Source organism: Kitasatospora sp. NPDC001660 (assembly GCF_053596725.1).
Window position 1 is genome coordinate 1 of sequence record NZ_JBSFGU010000046.1, and the last position, 19,991, is coordinate 19,991.

Consider the following 19,991-nt stretch of genomic DNA (forward strand, 5'->3'; position numbering starts at 1 on the left):
CGGCAACAACCCCACCATCTGGCCCACCTACACCCGGAAATACCACAACCAAACCCACCACTTCGACCACACCAACTACCAAACCACCACACAGGTCTGACGAGAGCCCGGAAACCTCAGACAACCGAACAGCGCGCCCGCGAAGGCCGGCCCCACCCATCACCACGGCGGAACAGGGGGCCAGGCCCAAGCGGCATCCCCCGGCACACCACACCCGACCGACCCATCACCATCACCGGAATGAGACCACCGACATGCACACACCCGGCCTGTCCCGACGGACGCTGATCGCCGGCGCGGCCTCCGCCGTCATCGGCTGGAACACCGCCACCCGCGCCTGGGCCACCGACACCACCGCCGACGACGAGGGTCCCGGTGCCTACGGGCGCGACGTCGTCCCCGTGCCCGCCCTCGACGGCACCCTCACCACCGACGCCGCCACCCTCGCCGCCTTCTCCGACGACTTCGGGCGCCTCACGCACAACACCCCCCGCGCCGTCCTACGGCCCCGCTCCGCCCGCGACATCGCGGCCATCATCGACTACGCCAACAAGACCGGTCTCACCGTCGCCGTGAACGGGCAGGGCGGCACCGACGGCGAGTACGAGTCCCACTCCAACTACGGCCAGGCGGCCGTCCCCGGCGGGATCGCCATCGACGCCCGCTCGCTCGACACCATCCACGCCATCACCCCCACCCACGCCGTCGTCGACCCCGGCGTCACCTGGGCCCAGCTCACCAACACCGCCCTCGCGCGGGGCCTCACCCCGCCGTGCCTCACCGACTACCTCCACCTGTCCATCGGCGGCACGATCAGCGTCGGCGGCATCGGCAACGCCGTCCAGAAGCACGGCCTGCAGGCCGACACCGTCAGCGAGATCGAGATCGTCACCGGCACCGGCCGCCTCCTGACCGCCTCGCCCACCCGCAACCGCGGCCTGTTCGAGGCCGCCCTCGCGGGCGCCGGCCAGGTCGGCATCATCACCCGGGCCACCGTCGCCCTCACCAAGGCCCCGGAGAACGCGCGCGTCTTCCTGCTCTTCTACGACGACATCGCCGCCTACTGCGCCGACCAGGAGCGCATCATGGCCGACGGCCGCTTCGACGGCCAGGTCGGCGAGATCCTGCTGCCCCGCTCCCCCGCCAACCCCACGCCCCGCGCCCGTTACAAGATCGAGGCCGTCGCGCACTACAACGGCACCACACCCCCCAACGCCGCTCCCCTGCTCGCCGGCCTGTCACCCGTGCCCGGCGACACCCAGATCACCGATACCACTTACCGCGATTACACGTTCCGCGTCGACGCCTTCGCCACCAACCTCAAGACCCTCGGGTACTGGAACGTCCCCAAGCCCTGGCTCAGCCTGTTCCTCCCCGCCGACCGGGCCCAGGAGTTCGCCCAGTACGCCCTCAGCCGGGTCACCCCCACCGACCTCGGCGCGGGCCTCCTCCTCTTCTACCCGTTCCCCACGAACAAGGTCACCCGGCCCCTCGCCATGACCCCCGACCACCCCACCGCCTACCTCTTCGACTTCCTCACCTTCCCCGCGCCGGGCACCGACCCCGCCCCCGCGCTCCAGCGCAACCGCGACCTCTACGAAGCCGCCGTCCGCCTGGGCGCCAAGCGCTACCTCGTCGGTGCCATCCCCAACATGACCACCGCCGACTGGCAGCGCCACTACGGCGCCCGCTGGACCACCCTCACCACCGCCAAGCAGCACCACGACCCCCGCCACACCCTCACCCCCGGCCAGCACATCCTCTGACGAACCCCGAAAGGCCAACCCCCGTGCACACCATCGACGTCATCGACGAAACCATCCTCGACCACCCCACCCACCGCGTCTGGCACGCCCTCGTCACCGAACTCAACGGCGCCGCCAACTGGTGGACCCCCCACAACACCTTCCAGCCCGGAGCCACCGGTCCCCAGCACAAGGGCGGCACCTCCCAGATCACCGTCCACCCCAACGGCGTCGGCAAGCCCGGTCCGAAGCTCCGCTTCACCGCCACCACCACCCACCTCGACGAGGGCCGCCAGCTCACCACCACCCTCACCGGCCACTTCACCGGCCAACTCGCCTACACCCTCACCCCCTTGGACGACAACACCCGCACCCGCCTCACCCTCACCTTCACCAGCACCCCCCACGGCTGGCCCGCCCTCCTCGACAAGCTCGCCCACCTCGGCACCAAGCACTCCCAGCAGACCCAGCGCGCCCTCACCCAGCTCCACACCCACCTCGACACCATCAAGGGCAAGGAGACGAAGGCATGACGACGACCGACCGCACCATCACCACCGACGACGGCGCCCGGCTCGCCGTCACCCTCCACCACCCCGAGACCCCGGCCCCGGACGGCCCGCTCGTCGTGCTGGTCCACGGGTGGGCCGCCTCACGCACGATCTGGCACGCCGTCGCCCAGCAGCTCACCGCCGCCGGACACACCGTGGCCGCGTACGACCAGCGGGGGCACGCGGCGTCCACCACCGGGGAGCAGCCGCTCAGCATCGCCCGGCTCGGGCAGGACCTCGCGACGGTCGTCGACACGCTCTCCCCCGAGCGGCCCGTCGTCGTGGCCGGCCACTCCGGCGGCGGCTACGCGGCCCTCGCCTACGCGGCGCACCTCCACACCACCACGCCGGACGCCGCTCCGCAGCGGCTCGCCGCCCTGCTGCTCGCGTCGACGGCCGCGCACGACCAGGTGACGCCGGCCGGCGAGATTCGGATGATGGGCAGTCAGCTCTTCACGCGAGCGCTCCGAGTGCCGTGGCTCGGGCGCCAGTTGCTCAGCAAGACGCACGCGCCGACCGCGGCCCACGCCACGCGCGAGCAGAACCGGCAGCTGTTCGCGAACACCCCGCCCGCCATCCGGGCCGCCTACTTCGGTGCGACGCACGACATGGACCTGCGGCCGCAGCTCGCCCGCATCACCACGCCCACGGCGGTCCTCACCGGCACCCAGGACAAGATCGTCAACCCGAACCACAGCCACCACCTGACCCAGGCGCTGCCGGACACCCAGTTGCACACGATCCCGCGCAGCGGCCACAACCTGCCGCTGGAGAGCCCGGAGCGGATCACCCACCACATTACGGGGCTCATCGCCCGCACCGCCGGGTACCCTCGGTCGTAACGCAGTGGCCCGACCCGGGAGACGTCATCGATGAGCAGAGCCGCCGGTAACGCGTCCCGCGTACCGCTCGACGACCTCGTCCGGCTCCGCAAGGCCCGGGACATGATGGATCGCGACTACGCGCAGCCACTGGACGTCACGGCGCTGGCGCGCACCGCCCTCATGTCGCCGGGCCACTTCTCGCGCAGCTTCCGCACCGCGTACGGGGAGACGCCGTACAGCTACCTCATGACCCGGCGGATCGAGCGGGCCAAGGCGCTGCTGCGGCGGGGCGACCTCACGGTGACGGAGGTGTGCATGGAGGTGGGCTGTACGTCGCTGGGGTCGTTCAGCTCGCGCTTCACCGAGCTGGTCGGCGAGACCCCGAGCGCGTACCGGGCCCGCGAGCACGAGGACGGTGCCGCGCTGCCGGCCTGCATCGCCAAGATCCACACCCGGCCGGTCAAGAGCGGCGGGGCGAAGCCCGCCACCGGCAGGTAGGTCGGACGCCCCGGCTCCACCGGGACGTCCGACTCCGCGCGTGCGGCCACGGCGGACGCACCGGCCCGCCGGCCGTCAGAACCAGTGCAGGCAGTGCGGTGGGCGCTCGGCGCGGAAGAGGGCGTCGGCGAGGGTGGCCGCGCCCGGGTGGTGGGCCCGGATGTGCCCGGCGCGCACGAGCGTGCTCGGGGCGGTACCGCCGAGGTAGACAGAGCCCAGGTCGCGAACGTCCAGGGACAGGTCGGGGTACCGGTCCGTCGGGACGCAGTCGGCCTTGCCGTCCCGGACGGTCAGCAAGTGGCGGGTGTGCTCGCCGAGGAACGGGTCGTCGACGTCGAGGACGAGCTCGCCGTCCGTGAACCAGCCGCGCGCGGTGAGCGCGCGCGGGACGTCCAGCAGCCGCACCCACAGCCAGTCGGTGCCGCTGCCTCCCCTGGGTGCCGGCACCACGGCTCGTGGTGCCCCGCGCCACAGTGCAGCGTTGCCGCGCCGCCGGGTCAACCGGATTACGGGCGGCGCCTCACCCGCGCAGGCGGGCGTTGAGGCGGGCAGCCTGGCGCGTCAGGTGGTCGCGCTCGGCCAGGTTGGGCGCCTTGTGGGCCGCCTCGGCGTACAGCCGGGCCGCCGTCGCGAGGTCGCCGTCGCGCTCGTGGAGGTATGCGGCCGCGGCGGTGTGGCGGGGCAGCGAGGCGTCCAGCGTCGCGAGCGCCGCCAGCCCGGCGCGCGCGCCGTCGGCCTCGCCCACGGCGACCGCGCGGTTGAGGCGGACGACCGGGCTGTCCGTCAGGCGCGCCAGTTCGTCGTACCACTCGACGATCTGCACCCAGTCGGTCTCCTCGACGGTCCGCGCGTCCGCGTGGAGCGCCGCGACGGCGGCCTGCGCCTGGAACTCGCCCAGGCGGTCGCGGGCGAGGGCCGCCTGGAGGATCCCGACGCCCTCGGCGATCAGCCCGGTGTCCCACCGGGTGCGGTCCTGTTCGGCGAGCGGCACGAGGCCGCCGTCGGGTGCCGTGCGGGAGGCGCGGCGGGCGTGGTGGAGCAGCATGAGGGCGAGCAGCCCCGCGGCCTCGGGGTGGTCGATGGCGGCGGCGAGCTGCCTGGTGAGCCGGATGGCCTCGGCGGCGAGGTCGACGTCTCCGGAGTAGCCCTCGTTGAAGACCAGGTAGAGGACGCGCAGCACGGTGGCGACGTCGCCGGGCTGGTCGAACCGCACGCCGGCGACGGTGCGCTTGGCCCGGCTGATGCGCTGTGCCATGGTCGCCTCGGGCACCAGGTAGGCCTGGGCGATCTGGCGGGTGGTCAGCCCGCCGACGGCGCGCAGCGTGAGTGCGACGGCGGAGGCCGGCGTCAACGACGGATGGGCGCACAGGAAGTAGAGCTGGAGCGTGTCGTCGGCCGCGGGCGCGGGCCCGGGCGCCGGTTCGTCGTCGGCGCGGTCCTCGCGCCGGCGGCGGGCGGTGTCCGCCCGGGCCGCGTCGAGGAACTTGCGCCAGGCCGCGGTGACCAGCCAGCCCTTCGGGTCGCGCGGGGGGTCGGCCGGCCAGACGCGGAGGGCCTCGACCAGGGCGTCCTGGACGGCGTCCTCGGCCGCCGCGAAGTCGGCTCCGCGGCGGACGAGGGCGCCGAGCACGCCCGGGGTGAGGCTCCGGAGCAGTGCTTCATCCATCGGGGCGGGTCACTCCGTGACGGTGGGCGGCATGGCGAGGAACGGGCGGAGCTCCAGCCACTCGTGGATCGGCTCGCCGCCCGCGCCGGGTGCGGCCGAGAGCTCGCCGGCGAGCTCGACGGCGCGCTCGTAGCTGTCGACGTCGATCACCATCCAGCCGGCGATGAGGTCCTTGGTCTCGGGGAACGGGCCGTCGGTGACGGGCGGGCGGCCCTCGCCGTCGTACCGGACCCACGTGCCCTCGGGCGCGAGGGCCTGGCCGTCGACGAACTCGCCGGTCTTCTCCAGCCGGGCCGCGAAGTCCTGCATGTACCGGATGTGCGCCGAGACCTCCTCGGGCGTCCACTGGTCCATCGGCGCGCAGTTGATCGGAGCCGGGGCGCCGCGGTAGTGCTTGAGCAGCAGGTACTTGGCCATGGGTCTCTCTCCTCGGTGCTGTGCGACCCATTGTGGTCGCGTTCACCCCGGGGACGGAGCCGGGCTCGGGTTCTCGACATCGTCGGCGAGGAATTTTTCCGGCGTCCGGACGGCTACGGGGAGTGACCGTCCGATCAGCCGGCGAGGACGACCGTCTCGGCGGGGCCGGAGAAGCCCGGGGTCGGGTTCGGGGTGCCGGTGACGGCGAGCCGGCGGTGCTCCTGGGGGCTGATGCCGCGCACGCGCTTGAAGGCCGCCGAGAGGGCGAAGGCGTTGCTGTAGCCGACCTTGCGCGCCGCGAAGGCGACGGTGCACTCGGGCTCGCGGAGGAGGTCGGCGGCGACGGCGAGGCGCCAGCCGGCGAGGTAGGCCATCGGGGGCTCGCCGACGAGGGCGGTGAAGCGTCGGGCGAGGCCCGCGCGCGAGACGCCGACCTTCTGGGCGAGGTCGGCGACGGTCCACGGGGTGGCCGGGTCGTCGTGCATGAGGCGCAGCACGGGGCCGACGACGGGGTCGTGCTGGGCCCGGTACCAGGCGGGGGCGCCGGAGTCGGGGGCGGCGAGCCAGGCGCGGAGGACGGAGACGACCAGCAGGTCGAGGATGCGGTCCAGGACGAGCTCCTGGCCGGGCTCGTTGCGCCCTATCTCGGCGGCGAGGAGGTGGACGAGGGTGTCGTCCGCGGCGGTGCCGGCCGGGCGGACGAGGAGGGCGGGCAGGCACGCGAGGAGGCGCTGGCCGATCTCGTGCTCGGCCTGGTAGGTGCCGGACAGGACGACGGACGAGGCGCCGTCGCGCTCGTTGCCCTGGCCCCACGTGCGGACGCCGAGCGCCATGGCCTCGGACACGTCGACGCCGCCGCGTGAGCACTGCTGGCCGGGGCCGACGATCACGTCGACGGGCGTGTCGGGGTCGTCGGCGACGGTGTACGGCGCGGGCCCGCGCACGATGGCGACGTCGCCGGGGTGCAGGAGCAGCGGCGTGCCGCGCTCGGGGAGGATCCACGCGTCTCCGCGGACCATGGTGACCACCGACAGCGGCGCGCGGTCCTCGATGCGCAGCGACCACGGCGGGGTGAGGATCGAGCGCAGTAGGAACGCCCCGCGCGCCTTCGGGCCGTCGAGGAGTCCGGTCAGGGTGTCCATGGGCGTCAAGTGTAGACGTGGGAGCATGAGTTGACTGGTCGTCATTTGAGGGGGTCTTGAGCGGTCGGGGTGGCCTTGACACCCGTCCGTGCCGGATGATCGACGCGCACGGGGACGGACCTGGACACACAGTGAGGGGCCCTTCGAGATGGAACTGTCGCGCACACTCGTGCTCGTGGCGGCGACGATCACCTGCGGGCTGGCCGCGGGACTGTTCTACGCCTACTCGTGCTCCGTCATGCCCGCGCTGCGGCGGGTCGACGACCGCACGTTCATCGACGTGATGCAGAGGGTGAACGTCGCGATCCTCAACGGCTGGTTCGTGCTCGGCTACGTCGGCGCGCTGCTGTTCACCGCGGCCGCCGTCGCGCTGCACCTGCCCTCGGAGGGGCACGACGCGCTGCCCGCCACCATCGCGGCGCTGGTGCTGTACCTGGGGAACATCGGTGTCACGCGGTCGGTCAACATCCCCCTCAACGACCGGCTGGAGGCGGCCGGTTCGCCGGCGCGGATCGCGGATCCGGCGGCGGTGCGGCGCGCGTTCGAGGAGCGCTGGGTGCGGTTCAACGTCCTGCGGGCGGTGCTGTGCACGGCGGCGCTGGGCTGCCTGGCGTGGGCGCTCGTGCTCGATGGGAACGCGTAGCGCCACCGGCCCGCAAACCGGGGGCCGCGGCGGTACCGTCCGGCGTGACGTGACGAGTGGGCGGGCGCGGCGGGGGGAGCAACGGCGACCCCGGGGCGGCCGGGCGGCTGGAGCGGCCGACGTCCCAGGCGGTCTCCGGAGGCAGTGAGCCCCGCCACTGGTTACCGTGAGTACATGATCAATGGCGCCCACCTGATCGTTCACAGCCGCGACGCGGAAGCCGACCGCGCCTTCCTCCGCGACGTGCTCGGCTGGCCGCACGTCGACGCGGGCGGCGGCTGGCTGGTCTTCAGGCTGCCCCCGGCCGAGATCGCCGTCCACCCGGCCGGCTCGCCCTCCCACGAGCTGTTCCTGATGTGCGACGACGTCGACGCCACCGTCCGCGACCTCACCGACCGGGGCGTGGAGTTCACCGAGCCCGTCACCTCCGTCGGCTGGGGCCGCAAGACCGCCCTGCGCCTCCCGGGCGGCGGCGAGCTGGGCCTCTACCAGCCCCGGCATGCCACCGCCCACGGGCTCTGACCCGGTCGGGAGCACCCGGTTCGGACCCGGTTCAGGGCGAACCCGAAGCGGCCGCCCGCCGGCCGGCGTTGGTGGCGACCAGGTGGTAGCCGGTGAAGACCACCGGCCCCTCGGCCAGTTCGGGCGAGTAGACCGCCTCGAACCGGCGCACCGCCTCGGAGCTGCCGTGCGCCTGGTGGGCGGCCTCGTCGGCGAAGGTGAAGAGGTGGACGAAGCGGGTCGGGTCGTCCTTCTGCTGCCAAACGGTGTACATCCAGGTGTCGGGCTCGTGCGCGGCGACGTAGCCGACGAACTCCTCGATCGCCGCCAGGACTCGCTCGACGGCCTCGGCGTTCACTCGGTAGTGCGCGGTCTGGTAGATCGGCATGGTGCTCCGCCTGTCGCTCCTCGGGGACGGTCTTCCTGCTTCCACCTTGCGGTCGCCCGCCGGGGCCGCAACAGCGGTGACCACCGAACGAGTGCCCCGGGCTCCTTCGACCGTTGCGGGGGATGATGGGACCGATCGGACGGATCAGACGGAGCGGGAGCACCGACCACCGAGCGGAGCGGGCCATGGCGGACGGGCACTTCGAGGTACGGGCGATCCGCCGGTCTCGAAGCCGTCGACGGCACGCCGGTCCTGGCCCGGATGGACGAACGCTGGGACGTGGCCGGGGAGGCGACCGGGTCAGGGACGGGGGCCCGGGTCGGCCGCGGGGCCGGAGGCGAAGGCGATGCACTCGACGTCGATCTGGTCGGCGATCTTGGCGAGGGCGCCGGCCAGGGCGCGGACGGTGTCCGGGTCGTAGTCGGTCTCGCCGTCCTCGCCGTCGGCGAGACCGACCCAGGCGATCGCGACGCGGCGCAGCATGGTGGTGACCTCGACGGCGGGGATCAGTACGCCGCCGCTGTGCGGGAACAGCACGGGGACGTTCACCTGGATCACGACTGCCTCCCCTTCTCGCCCTTCTCGTCGTCGACGATCTCGGCGTCGACGACCTCGTCGTCGGACGGCGGAGGCGCGGTCGTGCTCCCGCCACCTGCCGGGGCCTGGCCGTAGAGGGCCTGGCCCAGCTTCTGGCTCACCTGCGCGAGGTGCTCGCTCGCGGTGCGGATCGCGACCTCGTCCTCGCCCTTGAGCTTCTCCTTCAGCTCGCCCAGGGCCGTCTCGACCTCGCTCCTCACGTCGCCCGGGATCTTGTCCTGGTTGTCCCGGAGGAACGTCTCCGTCGAGTAGGCGAGCTGCTCCGCGGAGTTGCGGGTCTCGGCGGCCTCCTTGCGGCGGCGGTCCTCCTCGGCGTGCTGTTCGGCCTCGCGGACCATCCGGTCGATGTCGTCCTTGGGCAGCGCCGAGCCGCCGGTGACGGTCATCTTCTGCTCGCGCCCGGTGCCGAGGTCCTTGGCGGCGACGTGCATGATGCCGTTGGCGTCGATGTCGAAGGTGACCTCGATCTGCGGGATCCCGCGCGGGGCGGGGGCGAGGCCGGTGAGCTCGAACATGCCGAGCTTCTTGTTGTACGCGGCGATCTCGCGCTCGCCCTGGAAGACCTGGATCTGCACGGACGGCTGGTTGTCCTCGGCGGTGGTGAAGATCTCCGAGCGCCTCGTGGGGATGGTGGTGTTGCGCTCGATCAGCTTGGTCATGATGCCGCCCTTGGTCTCGATGCCGAGGGACAGCGGGGTGACGTCGAGCAGCAGGACGTCCTTGACCTCGCCCTTCAGTACGCCGGCCTGGAGCGAGGCGCCGATGGCGACGACCTCGTCCGGGTTGACGCCCTTGTGCGGGTCCTTGCCGGTGAGTTCCTTCACGAGGTCGGTCACCGCGGGCATCCGGGTGGAGCCGCCGACCAGGATGACGTGGTCGATGTCGCCGATCTTGATCTTCGCGTCCTTCACCGCCTGCCGGAAGGGCTCCTTGCAGCGCTCCAGGAGGTCGGTGGTGAGCTGCTGGAACTGCGCGCGGGTGAGCTTCTGGTCGAGGTGCAGCGGGCCCTCGGCGGAGGCCGTGATGTAGGGCAGGTTGATCGTCGTCTCGGTCGCCGAGGACAGCTCCACCTTGGCCCGTTCGGCGGCCTCCCGCAGGCGCTGGACGGCCATCTTGTCCTTGGCGAGGTCGATGCCGTAGCCGTTCCTGAACTGCGTGACCAGGTGGTCGACGACCCGCTGGTCCCAGTCGTCGCCGCCGAGGTGGGTGTCGCCGTTGGTGGCCTTCACCTCGACGACGCCCTCGCCGATCTCCAGGAGGGACACGTCGAAGGTGCCGCCGCCCAGGTCGAAGACGAGCACGGTCTGCTCGTTCTCCTTGTCCAGGCCGTAGGCGAGGGCGGCGGCGGTCGGCTCGTTGATGATGCGCAGCACCTTGAGCCCGGCGATCTCGCCGGCCTCCTTGGTCGCGGTGCGCTGGGCGTCGTTGAAGTAGGCGGGGACGGTGATCACGGCGTCCGTGACGGTCTCGCCGAGGTAGGACTCCGCGTCGCGCTTGAGCTTCTGGAGCACCCGGGCGGATACCTCCTGCGCGGTGTAGCGCTTGCCGTCGACGTCGCCGGTCTCGGGGAAGTGCCAGGCGCTCTCGCCCATGTGCCGCTTCACGGACCGGGCGGTGCGGTCGACGTTGGTGACGGCCTGGCGCTTGGCCACCTCCCCGACCAGGACCTCCCCGCCCTTCGCGAAGGCCACCACGGAGGGTGTCGTCCGGGCACCCTCGGTGTTCGCGATGACGGCCGGCTCGCCGCCCTCCAGGACGGAGACCACCGAGTTGGTGGTACCCAGGTCGATCCCGACTGCGCGTGTCATCTCCGGCCTCCTGCATCCTCCCCCACAGGATCCTCCCCGGAGCGTTGTGCCCCACTCTTAAAGGCATAGATCCCGAACGGACCGGGGTCAAGCGGGGGCCGGGCCCGGCGGCGGGGGACGGCCGGCCGACCGGATCCGGGTGCGGACGATCAGGTCCCGGAACTCCCGCCGGCCGAAGCCCCGGTGGCGGTGTGGCCGATCGGGGTGACGCGGAACATCGCGGCGCCGTGCGGGGGCACCGCGGCGCCGATGGCGCCGGCGGACGTGGTGGTGGTGTGCTCCCACAGGTCACGCACCACGTAGCCGGGTGCGGCGCCCAGGCCGACGGCCGCGGCCGTGGTCGAGACACGGGTGCTCTGCCCGGTCTCGTTGAAGAGGGTCACGGCCACGCTGCCGTCGACGAGCGGCTTGGCCAGCACGTCGACACCACCGTCCATGCTCACCGCCCGGCCCTGGCGGCCCAGCGGGTCCTGGTCGACGGCGATGACCTCGGTGTTGCCCAGCAGCGCCAGCGTTCCCGGGCTCGCGGTGCGCAGGTCCGTGCCGGCGAGCAGCGGAGCGGCCATCGCCGCCCACAGTGAGAAGTGGGCCCGCTCCTCGTCCGCCGTCATGCCGTTGCCGACCTCCAGCATGTCGGGGTCGTTCCACGCGCCGGGCCGGGCGGCGTCCGCGAGGGTGACGTTGACGTGGAAGATCTCCAGCACGCTTTCGAACGTGGGGGCGATGTCGCTCGTGGTGCGCCACAGCTGGCCGACGGTGGCACCCCAGCTCGGTACGTCCTCCAGGCCCCAGTTGCACAGGCTGTAGACGATCGGGCGCCCGGTGCGGGCCAGCGCGTCGGCCATCGTCCGGTAGCGCTGCCGGGCGGGGACGCCTTCGCCGTGGCAGTTGTCGTACTTCAGGTAGTCCACGCCCCAGGCGGCGAAGGTGTCGGCGTCCTGCTGTTCGTGACCGAGGCTGCCGGGCAGGTCGGCGCAGGTCAGTGTGCCGGCGCTCTCGTAGATGCCGAGTCTGAGGCCGCGGGAGTGGACGTGGTCGGCCACGGCCTCGATGCCGTGCGGGAACTTCACCGGGTCGGGCACGAGCCGGCCCTCGGCGTCGCGCTGCGGGGCCATCCAGCAGTCGTCGATGTTGACGTACTGATAACCGGCCGCCCGCAGGCCGGTGGCGACGAGCGCGTCGGCGGTCTGCTCGACCAGTTGCTCGTCGACCTTGCAGCCGAAGGCGTTCCAGTCGTTCCAGCCCATCGGCGGTGTCAGGGCCAGGGCCTCGGCGACCGCGGCGGCGGGGGTGGCCGGGGAGCCGGTCAGGAATGCCGCGCTCAGCACGGTGGTGAGCAGCACCGCCCACGTCTTGCGCATTGTCGCTCCAGGGATCGGGAGAGGATCGGGCCGAGGCCGCCGTGCGGACCTGGTCTCCCATGACACCACGCCGTTCCCGCAGGCGAACTGACGGCGCGCCATGTGGTTTCGCGCCGGGGCCCGCCGAGTTGGGGCCTGTCGCTCCGGTTCGTGAACGTCCGCTGCGTCCCGCTAACGGGCTCGGGCCTGCTTGCGGTAGTGGTCGAGGATGTCCTTGCGGAGGATGTGGCCGAAGCCCGCGCCTTCGAGGCGGAGGCCGAACTGGGCTTCCGTGAGGCCGAGGGCGGCGGCGGCCTTCGGGAGGTGCCAGTCGTGGGCGGCGAGGCGGTCGAGGAGGTGCCCGCGGCGGACCTGGGCCTCGGAGAGGCGGAAGGTCTTGAGGTAGGCGAGGCGGCCGGTCTCGTCGGTGATGGCCTCGCCGATGTGGTTCTCCCGCTTGGGACGGAAGTCGGGGAGGAAGCGGGAGAGGGTGAAGCGGGCCATGCGGTGGACGGTGTGGGTCCGGTAGTCGGCGTCGAGGAGGCCGTCGGCCATGGTCGTGGAGTGGAAGCGGGACCAGGCGCGTTCCTGCTCGTCGACGGCGGCGCGCAGGTCGGCGAGGGAGCGTATGGAGGTCGAGCTCAGGTCGGCGCGGAAGTCGGGGACGGGTGCGGCGAAGGTCGCGTAATGGTGGATCAGCTCGCCGTACAGGTCCAGGAGGAGGCTGCGGTGCAGGACGCGGTAGTCGTCGGGGTGCGGCAGCACGAACGCGGCGGCGAGCGCGTCGGCGACGTACACGGCGACGCCGCACTGGCCGGGGTGGATCTCGAACACCCGCAGGGCGTCGGCGAGTCCGCGCACCTGGGCGCCGCTGTAGGCCTCCTCGGCGCGCGGTGACAGGCCGCGGCGCAGGGCCTGCTGGGACCACTCCTCCCACGCGATGGTCGGCCCGCCGAAGTGCAGGGCGAGGTAGCCCTCCATGGCGAGGTGCAGGGGCAGGAAGCGCAGGCGGGTGCGGCCGTCGCGCTTGGCCATCCGGCGGGGAGGCTGCAACCGGACGCGTTCGGGCGCGGTGCCGGTCAGCTGGGTGCCGTACGCGGCGGCGGGGGTGCCGTCGCGGGTCCAGTCGGCGACGAAGCCGTGCGGGACGTACGAGGTGTAGGAGTTGCGCCGGTCGACGCGGATCGAGGCGTACTCGCCGTCGTACAGCTCCTGGTGCAGGCGCAGGTCGGCGATCGGCTCGTCGCGCACGAGCGGGACGAGCCGCACGCCGCCCCACACCTGGGCGGGCCGGGTGTCGAGGCCGGCGAGGTCGAGGCGGAACGCGGTGGGGGTCATCGGGCCTCCCCGGCCGCGAGGAAGCGGGCGGTGCACGCGGCGAGGTGGGCGGTCAACTCGCCGAGGTCGGTGCGGCCTTCGGCGAAGCGGGCGAACTCGACGAGGGCGGGCAGGTCCTCGGCGTCGCGCAGTCCGGCGGTGGGCACGGTCGGGGCGAGGCGGCGGACGTCGAAGCCGTCGGCGTCGTAGACGGGGTTCAGGTGGACGATGCCGGTGTGCCGCTCGGGGTCGAGCCGGGTGCGCCAGACCCGCAGCACCTCGGCGGCCAGGCCGGGCGGGGCGTTGTCCCAGCCGTCGGAGACGATCACGAGGCGCCGCGGGGCGGTGTCGAGCGCGTCGAGGATGCGGCGGCCGAGCGGGGTGGGCCCGTGCGGGTGGGCGAGGAGGGCGTCGGTGCGGCCGGTGGTCCAGTGCGCGGTGTAGTCGGAGGCGAGGGCCTCCAGCAGGAAGTGGCAGGCGAGCGCGACGGCCAGCGGGCGACGGCGCTTGACGCCCGAGCCGTAGGCCGAGAACGAGTCGTCGAGCACCGCCGCGACCCGCCCCCACGTGCCCGCCTGCGCCCCGGCGGCGCGCCGGGCGGCGGCCCGCAGGGCGTCGGTCAGCTCGGTGCGGCGGGCGACGCGGTCGGCGGCCGGCAGGGCGAGGACGTAGGTGGCGAGCCGGGTGAGCGGCATGCGGGCGAGGTCGGTGGCGACGGTGGCGCCGTGACCGCGGGCGGACTCCTGGAGGCGCAGCCGTTCGAGGCTGGTCATGCGGGGTGCGATGCGGTCGAGGAACGCGCCGCGCGGAATGCCGTGGCGCCGGGCGAAGCCCTCGGCGACGGTGTAGGGCAGTTCGTAGAGGGCGCCCTGCTCGTAGTGGGCGCGGCGCCAGGCGTCGAGGAGCGGGGTGCGGTACGGCACGCGGGCGACGCGGGCGAAGAGGAACGCGCCGACCTCGTCGTGGCCGGGGCGCAGGTGGGCGTGGCGCAGGGCGCGCTTGAGGCCGGAGCGGTACTTGACGGCGTCGAGGGCCTGGTCGGGGCGGGCGGCGAGCCAGTCGCGCAGGACGGCGCGGGTGCGGCGGTTGTTGACCTTGCGCCGCCGCAGTTCGCCGATCAGCTTGTAGACGCGCTGCGGGGGCAGGAGGGCGAGGCGGCGGGCGATGAGCCGGCCCTCGGTGCGGCGCTGGTCGGGGGTGGCGTCGCGGGTGGTCTCCAGCAGGTGGCGGATGACGAGCGCGGCGTTGTGGTCGTTGATGTCGAGGGCGAGCGTGGCGGCGTAGGGCTCGCGGTAGTTGACGCGCACGTACTCGTGCAGGAAGTCGAGCGAGAGCTGCTGCTGCTCGGCGGTGGCGTGGAACTCGCGCTGGCCGGTGGCGGTGATCGCGGCGTTGACGAAGAGCAGCACGTCGTCGGCGGCGATCAGGTCGGCGTACGCGTCCATGGCCTTCCGGGCCTTTCAGCGGTCGGGGCGGGGGTGCCGGCCGGGGAATGGGGGCGCGAGCTGCGAATCATTGCGGTAAAGGCACGTTCCGGAAGTCGCACCGGAGTCCCGCGGCCGGCCCGACGACGGTAGCAGGGCGCGGTGCGGGCCCCGGGGCCGGGGAGCCGCCCCGAGCGCGGGGACGACCTCCGAGCAGGGATAATCGGGACCGAAAGCGTGCGCATGTGGAGGAACAGCGGTGAACGGTGTGCCCGTCGGGGAGAGCCTGGACTATCGGGGGCTGCTGGAGGCGGCGGAGATCGCCGCGCGGGCGACGACGGGTCAGGGGCAGGTCGCGGACTACATCCCGGCGCTGGCGGCGGCCGATCCGGAGGCGTTCGGGATGGCCGTCGCGACCGTGGACGGGGAGCTGTTCGGGGTAGGGGACTGGGAGCGGCCGTTCTCGATCCAGAGCGTCTCGAAGCTGTTCAGCCTGGTGCTGGCGCTGTCGTACGGCGGGGACGGGCTGTGGCGCGGGGTGGGGCGGGAGCCGTCCGGCAACCCGTTCAACTCGCTGGTGCAGCTGGAGACGGAGCACGGGATCCCGCGCAATCCGTTCATCAACGCGGGCGCGATCGTGGTCACCGACCGGCTGCAGAGCCTGACCGGCGACGCGGCCGGGGCGGTGCGCGAGTTCCTGCGCCGCGAGGCGGGCAACCCGCTGCTGGACACCGACCCGGTGGTGGCCGCGTCGGAGGCCGAGCACGGCCACCGCAACGCCGCACTGGCGCACTTCATCGCGAGCCACGGCAACCTGGAGAACCCGGTCGAGGCCGTCCTCGACCACTACTACGCGCACTGCGCGATCGCGGCCAGCTGCCGCGACCTCGTGCTGGCCGGTTCCGTCCTGGCCCGGTACGGCGTGCGCGCGGACGGCTCGCGGATGATGTCGCGCAGCGAGGCGAAGCGCGTCAACGCCGTGCTGCTGACGTGCGGGACGTACGACGCGGCGGGCGAGTTCGCGTTCCGGGTCGGGCTTCCGGGCAAGAGCGGCGTGGGCGGGGGCATCCTCGCGATACTGCCGGGGCGGGCCGCGGTGTGCGCGTGGGGGCCGCGGCTGGACCAGGCGGGCAACTCGGTGGCGGCGGTGGCCGCGCTGGACGCGATGACCACGCTGTCGGGCTGCTCGATCTTCTGAGCGTTCCCCTGACGGGTTTCTCTGACGGTTTCCTCTGACAGGTGGTCAGTGGCCGCCGTAGGGTCGGCCCATGGCTTCCGACGGTTCCCTCGCCACCGGTCAGCGCTCGCTGGGCGATGCGACGATCGACTATCCGCTCCTGCCGCCGCTGACGGCGGGCTGCCCGAGGACGAGCACGGAGGAGGTCTCCTACCCCGCCGAGGTCGACTACGCCTACGACAAGGTGGACGTCGAGGCCCTGTTCGGCCCGGCGTCCGGCTCGTCGAACGCCCCGGCGAACGGCCCCGCCGGGCTGGAACGCTGGGCGCCACTGCTGCCGCCCCTGCTCGCGCCGGGCCTCGGCGAGGGCGGCACGCCGCTGGTGGAGCTGGAGCCGGGGGTGTACGTCAAGGACGAGTCGCGCAACCCCACGTGGAGCCACAAGGACCGGCTGAACCGCTGCACGGTGAGCGCCGCCGTGGCCGCGGGGGCGCCCGGGATCGCCGTGGCCTCCTCCGGCAACCACGGCGCCTCCGCCGCCGCGTACGCCGCGCGGGCCGGGCTGCCGTGCGTGGTGTTCACGGGTCCGAGCCTGCCGCCCGCCGTCGACTCGTTCCTGGGCGCGTACGGCGCGGTGGTGCTGCCGGTGCCGTGGGAGGCGCGGTGGCCGCTGATGCGGCAGGTGGTCGAGCGGCTGGGCCTGCACCCGGTCAGCAACCTCACCACGACGCACACCGGCCACGCGTACGGGCCCGAGGGGTACAAGACCGTCGCGTACGAGATCCACCGGGACCTCGGCGTGCCGGGCGCGGTGTTCGTGCCGACCGGGTACGGCGAGCTGCTGTTCGGCGTCTGGAAGGGGTTCGTCGAGCTGCGCAGGCTCGGCGTGACCGACCGGGTGCCGCGGATCTTCTCGTGCGAGCCGGCCGCCGCCGCGCCGCTCGCCCGCGCCGTGCGGGCGGGCCTGCCGGCGGCGCACGCCGAACGCAGGCCCACCGACGCGTACTCGATCGTCAGCACGGTCAGCGGCTACCGCGGGGTGCTCGCGGTGCGCGGCAGCGGGGGGCGGGCGCTCGCCCTGGAGGACGCCCGGCTGGTCGCCGCCCAGCGGGAGCTGGCCCGGGCCGGGCTGTGGACGGAGCTGTCCGCCGCGGCCGGGCTGGCCGGGCTGCGCGCCACCGGTGAGGTCGAGGGCCCGGTGGTCTGCGTGTCGACGTCCAGCGGGTTCAAGGACCTCGGCGTCGGATCCCGGCCGACCGCGCTCGTCGCCCCCGGGTGGGACGAGGTGGAGCGCAGGCTGGCGGCGGCCGGGATCCGCGGCTGAGCGCTACGGCGCCGAGGGGACGCCGGCCGCCTCGGGGAAGGTGGCCTGCCGGTAGTGGGCGTGCTCCCGCCGGAACGTGTGGCCGAGGTGGTACTGCAGCCGAAGGTGGCGGAACTGGTAGACGGCCCCGGTCTGGCGCAGCACGCCGCGCCGGTAGGCGTCGTCCAGGAACGCCGCGACGTTCCACGGCAGGCGCCCGGTCAGCGGGAGCCAGACGCGGGTGAGGATGATCCACTGCCCCCAGGCGGTGAAGCCGAGCGCGTAGGCGAGGGTGCCGCCGATGCCGCCGATGGCGCCGATGTAGAGCCCGTCCGCGAGCGGCCAGTACAGGCCGCCGAGCGGGCCGCGGAGCACGACGACGATCACACGGCCGCCGAGGGCGATCGCGAGCGTGAACGCCGGGACGAGGACGAGCACTTGGCGGCTGACGGTGGTCCGGTTCGAGGTCAGCAGGGCGACCGGGGTGGCCGCCGAGGCGGTGTCCAGCGGCGCTTCGAGCATGCTGGTGAGCCCGAACACCACGCCGGCGGCGGAGCCGAAGATCAGCCCGTACACCAGCATGTTGATCAGCATGCCCTTGATCACCTCGCCGTCGGCCAGCGGGATGCCGAAGTACAGCGCTCGCTGGATCGTCTGGGCTGGCGCGACGCCGAGGCCGATCACGGTGCCGCCGAGCATGATGGCCGCGAACCGGCCGGTGAACACGCGGACCGAGCGCGGTCCGCCGCCGTGGTGGCGGGCGAACAGCCGGAGCCGGACGTAGGTGGGTTCCAGGGCGAGGCCGCCGAAGACCGTCATGACCGCGTAGACGGCGCCGACGGCGAGGCCGGCGATCGGCCCGACGATGACGCCCTCCAGGAGGTACCGCTCCCCCTTCACCTCCAGGTTGCTCGCGTAGACCACGTCCAGCACCACGCCGACCAGCCACTCCGCCATGGTGACGCACAGCGAGGCGGCCAGCACGGTGGCGAGGATCCGGGCCGGGCGGCGCACCGAGCCGCCGATCTGCCACCACGCGAGGTCGGGCCGGTCGTGCCGGACCAGGTGGTCGGCGAGGTAGCCGAGCCAGCGCTCGGCGCGCTGCGCGTCCCAGGTGCGCGGCCGGCGTCCGGCGACGGGCTCGCGTTCGGGGGCGCGGCGGCGGTAGAGGGCGGGGACGAAGCCGGCGAGGAGGTGCTCCTCCAGCGCGTGCTCGGTGGGGAACCGGTCGCCGTCGAGGAGTTCGGCGGGTCTGCGGTCGGGGGCGTCGCTGTACATCGTCCGCGCCAGGATGACCATCAGCGGGGTGCTCAGGACGCGGGCGAGGCGCTCGCCGGCGTCCGTGCGGCGGGTGCGCAGCTCTGAGAGGACGGTGTCCCACAGGGGCTCGGGCCCGCCGGGACCGGTGGTCACCGGGCGGGCCGTGCGGGGCAGGTAGTCGGCGAGGTCGGCGGGGGTGAGGTCGGTGAGCTCGATTCCGGCGGCCCACACGAGGGGCGTGCTCGCCGCCTCCACCGCCTCGGCGAACTCGGCGCGCCGGCTGGTCAGGACGAGCGGCTGGGAGGTGGCGTTGAGCGCGTCGAGGGCGTCCTGGCGCAGTCCCTCGGCGATCTCGTCGAAGCCGTCCAGGACCGGCAGGACGAGGTCGGCGTCGATCAGTGCGGCGGCGAGCGTGCCGCCGCCGGGGCCCCGGCCGACGAGGTGCGGGTGGTCGCGCAGGAGCAGGTCGATCTGCCAGTCGCGCAGGGAGGTGGTCGTCGGGTCCCAGGAGCCGAGGCTGAAGATCACCGGCACCCGGTCCGGGGTGGCCCTGGCCCGCAGGTGGTCCAGGACGAAACGGATCGTCAGGATCGACTTGCCCGAGCCGGCCCGGCCGAGCACCGCCAGGCGGCCGGACGGGATCTGCCCGTAGACCTCGGCCACCGAGCGGAGGTCGCCGTCGAGGTCCAGGCGGCCGGCCGGCTCGCCGGGCGCGAGGCGCTGGACGTTCTCCGGACGGTCCATCAGGCCCTCGGGCGCCCGCTGCCAGCGCACCGGGAGTGGGAACGGGTCGTGCACCCGGCGCTGCTCCTCCTCGCGGCGCCAGCGGCGGCGGACCTCGCGGGCGAGCTCGTCGGCGGCGTCGGCGAGGGCGGCCGGGATCGGGGGCGCGGCCGGTGCGGCGTGCGTGGCGGGCGCGGGTGGTGGTGGTGGTGGTGGTGGCGCGGCGGATTCCAGAGCTTCCGGCTTCGGAGCCCCGGGTCCGTGTTCCGGTTTCTCCGTCCAGTCGCGCCCGTCGGTGATGATCGCCGCCAGCCGCCGCCGGTCCTCGGGTGAGGCGCCGAGCGCGTCCGCGATCAGGAGCACCGTCCCGAGCCGGTGGTCGGTGGACCCGCCGCGCTCCAGCCGGCGGATCGTCCGCACGCTCACCTCGGCCTTCTCCGCGAGCTGTTCCTGCGTCAGCCCCGCTTCCTTCCGCAATCGCCGTAACAGCGCGCCGAGTTCGTCCGTCACTCCGGCAATCCCCCATGGTCTTGCATGCTCACGTCCACCAGTGAGCCTACCGTGACGGCCGGTCACAAATGGCCGGTGCCGTGTCCTGTCCCCCGGTCTGCGCGGACAGCACGCTCGAAGGGTCCGCGCAGGACGCCGACGACACTGGACGACACCC

Annotated in this window: 17 protein-coding genes and 2 pseudogenes; 8 read left to right on the forward strand and 11 right to left on the reverse strand. The window is 73.3% G+C overall.

Going from position 1 to position 19,991, the window contains the following annotated elements:
- The first annotated feature begins 254 nt into the window (after positions 1-254).
- Genes ACWCXH_RS32280 through ACWCXH_RS32295 form a run of 4 tightly spaced genes read left to right on the forward strand, consistent with a single transcriptional unit; the run spans position 255 to position 3,618 of the window.
- Positions 255-1,766: an FAD-binding protein gene (locus ACWCXH_RS32280; protein ID WP_449805046.1), complete on the forward strand. Its 1,512-nt coding sequence runs from the start codon at positions 255-257 to the stop codon at positions 1,764-1,766.
- 23 nt (positions 1,767-1,789) lie between these two features.
- Positions 1,790-2,278, forward strand: a complete 489-nt coding sequence (locus tag ACWCXH_RS32285; protein ID WP_449805047.1) for an SRPBCC family protein — start codon at positions 1,790-1,792, stop codon at positions 2,276-2,278.
- On the forward strand, positions 2,275-3,138 hold the full coding sequence (locus ACWCXH_RS32290; RefSeq protein WP_449805048.1) for an alpha/beta fold hydrolase: 864 nt from the start codon (positions 2,275-2,277) through the stop codon (positions 3,136-3,138). The genes ACWCXH_RS32285 and ACWCXH_RS32290 overlap by 4 nt, the downstream gene beginning before the upstream one ends.
- A gap of 30 nt (positions 3,139-3,168) precedes the next feature.
- The gene (locus ACWCXH_RS32295) at positions 3,169-3,618 is read left to right on the forward strand and encodes a helix-turn-helix transcriptional regulator (protein WP_449805049.1); all 450 of its coding nucleotides are present in this window, start codon (positions 3,169-3,171) and stop codon (positions 3,616-3,618) included.
- Between the two features lie 75 nt (positions 3,619-3,693).
- Here the strand turns inward: ACWCXH_RS32295 and ACWCXH_RS32300 are convergent.
- The 4 genes and pseudogenes from ACWCXH_RS32300 to ACWCXH_RS32315 all read right to left on the reverse strand — a co-directional run.
- Positions 3,694-4,038: pseudogene (locus ACWCXH_RS32300) on the reverse strand (sterol carrier protein domain-containing protein); the annotation flags it as partial.
- Between the two features lie 100 nt (positions 4,039-4,138).
- The gene (locus ACWCXH_RS32305) at positions 4,139-5,284 is read right to left on the reverse strand and encodes an RNA polymerase sigma factor (protein ID WP_449805050.1); all 1,146 of its coding nucleotides are present in this window, start codon (positions 5,282-5,284) and stop codon (positions 4,139-4,141) included.
- A gap of 9 nt (positions 5,285-5,293) precedes the next feature.
- The gene (locus ACWCXH_RS32310) at positions 5,294-5,701 is read right to left on the reverse strand and encodes a YciI family protein (protein ID WP_449805051.1); all 408 of its coding nucleotides are present in this window, start codon (positions 5,699-5,701) and stop codon (positions 5,294-5,296) included.
- A gap of 134 nt (positions 5,702-5,835) precedes the next feature.
- Positions 5,836-6,843 carry an AraC family transcriptional regulator gene (locus tag ACWCXH_RS32315; RefSeq protein WP_449805052.1) on the reverse strand — a complete coding sequence of 336 codons (1,008 nt, stop codon included), beginning with the start codon at positions 6,841-6,843 and terminating at the stop codon, positions 5,836-5,838.
- 148 nt (positions 6,844-6,991) lie between these two features.
- Here ACWCXH_RS32315 and ACWCXH_RS32320 point away from each other — a divergent pair, with 148 nt between their 5' ends.
- Entirely contained in the window at positions 6,992-7,486 is a 495-nt protein-coding gene (locus ACWCXH_RS32320; protein WP_449805053.1) for an anthrone oxygenase family protein, read from the forward strand.
- Positions 7,487-7,660: 174 nt separating this feature from the next.
- Positions 7,661-8,008, forward strand: a complete 348-nt coding sequence (locus ACWCXH_RS32325) for a VOC family protein (RefSeq protein ID WP_449805054.1) — start codon at positions 7,661-7,663, stop codon at positions 8,006-8,008.
- A gap of 31 nt (positions 8,009-8,039) precedes the next feature.
- On the opposite strand, the gene ACWCXH_RS32330 is transcribed toward ACWCXH_RS32325, so the two are convergent.
- The 6 genes and pseudogenes from ACWCXH_RS32330 to ACWCXH_RS32355 form a co-directional block, all read right to left on the reverse strand.
- Positions 8,040-8,375 carry a putative quinol monooxygenase gene (locus tag ACWCXH_RS32330; protein WP_449805055.1) on the reverse strand — a complete coding sequence of 112 codons (336 nt, stop codon included), beginning with the start codon at positions 8,373-8,375 and terminating at the stop codon, positions 8,040-8,042.
- Between the two features lie 300 nt (positions 8,376-8,675).
- Positions 8,676-8,933, reverse strand: a complete 258-nt coding sequence (locus tag ACWCXH_RS32335; RefSeq protein ID WP_449805056.1) for a DUF6213 family protein — start codon at positions 8,931-8,933, stop codon at positions 8,676-8,678.
- Entirely contained in the window at positions 8,930-10,780 is a 1,851-nt protein-coding gene (gene dnaK, locus ACWCXH_RS32340) for a molecular chaperone DnaK (RefSeq protein ID WP_449805057.1), read from the reverse strand. The genes ACWCXH_RS32335 and dnaK overlap by 4 nt, the downstream gene beginning before the upstream one ends.
- A gap of 161 nt (positions 10,781-10,941) precedes the next feature.
- Positions 10,942-12,141, reverse strand: a pseudogene (locus ACWCXH_RS32345) (glycoside hydrolase family 27 protein); the annotation flags it as partial.
- Between the two features lie 171 nt (positions 12,142-12,312).
- Positions 12,313-13,458 (reverse strand): ARPP-2 domain-containing protein, encoded by a 1,146-nt coding sequence (locus ACWCXH_RS32350; RefSeq protein WP_449805058.1) that lies wholly within the window; start codon positions 13,456-13,458, stop codon positions 12,313-12,315.
- Positions 13,455-14,882: a hypothetical protein gene (locus tag ACWCXH_RS32355; RefSeq protein WP_449805059.1), complete on the reverse strand. Its 1,428-nt coding sequence runs from the start codon at positions 14,880-14,882 to the stop codon at positions 13,455-13,457. Before ACWCXH_RS32355 ends, ACWCXH_RS32350 begins: the two co-directional genes overlap by 4 nt.
- 265 nt (positions 14,883-15,147) lie before the next feature.
- On the opposite strand from ACWCXH_RS32355, the gene ACWCXH_RS32360 reads away from it, so the two are divergent.
- Positions 15,148-16,059 (forward strand): glutaminase, encoded by a 912-nt coding sequence (locus tag ACWCXH_RS32360; protein ID WP_449805080.1) that lies wholly within the window; start codon positions 15,148-15,150, stop codon positions 16,057-16,059.
- A 70-nt stretch (positions 16,060-16,129) separates the two neighbouring features.
- Complete coding sequence (locus ACWCXH_RS32365) at positions 16,130-17,362, forward strand: threonine synthase (protein WP_449805060.1); 1,233 nt, start codon at positions 16,130-16,132, stop codon at positions 17,360-17,362.
- Between the two features lie 3 nt (positions 17,363-17,365).
- Here the strand turns inward: ACWCXH_RS32365 and ACWCXH_RS32370 are convergent, their stop codons facing one another.
- Positions 17,366-19,834, reverse strand: a complete 2,469-nt coding sequence (locus ACWCXH_RS32370) for a helix-turn-helix domain-containing protein (RefSeq protein WP_449805061.1) — start codon at positions 19,832-19,834, stop codon at positions 17,366-17,368.
- Positions 19,835-19,991 lie beyond the last annotated feature (157 nt).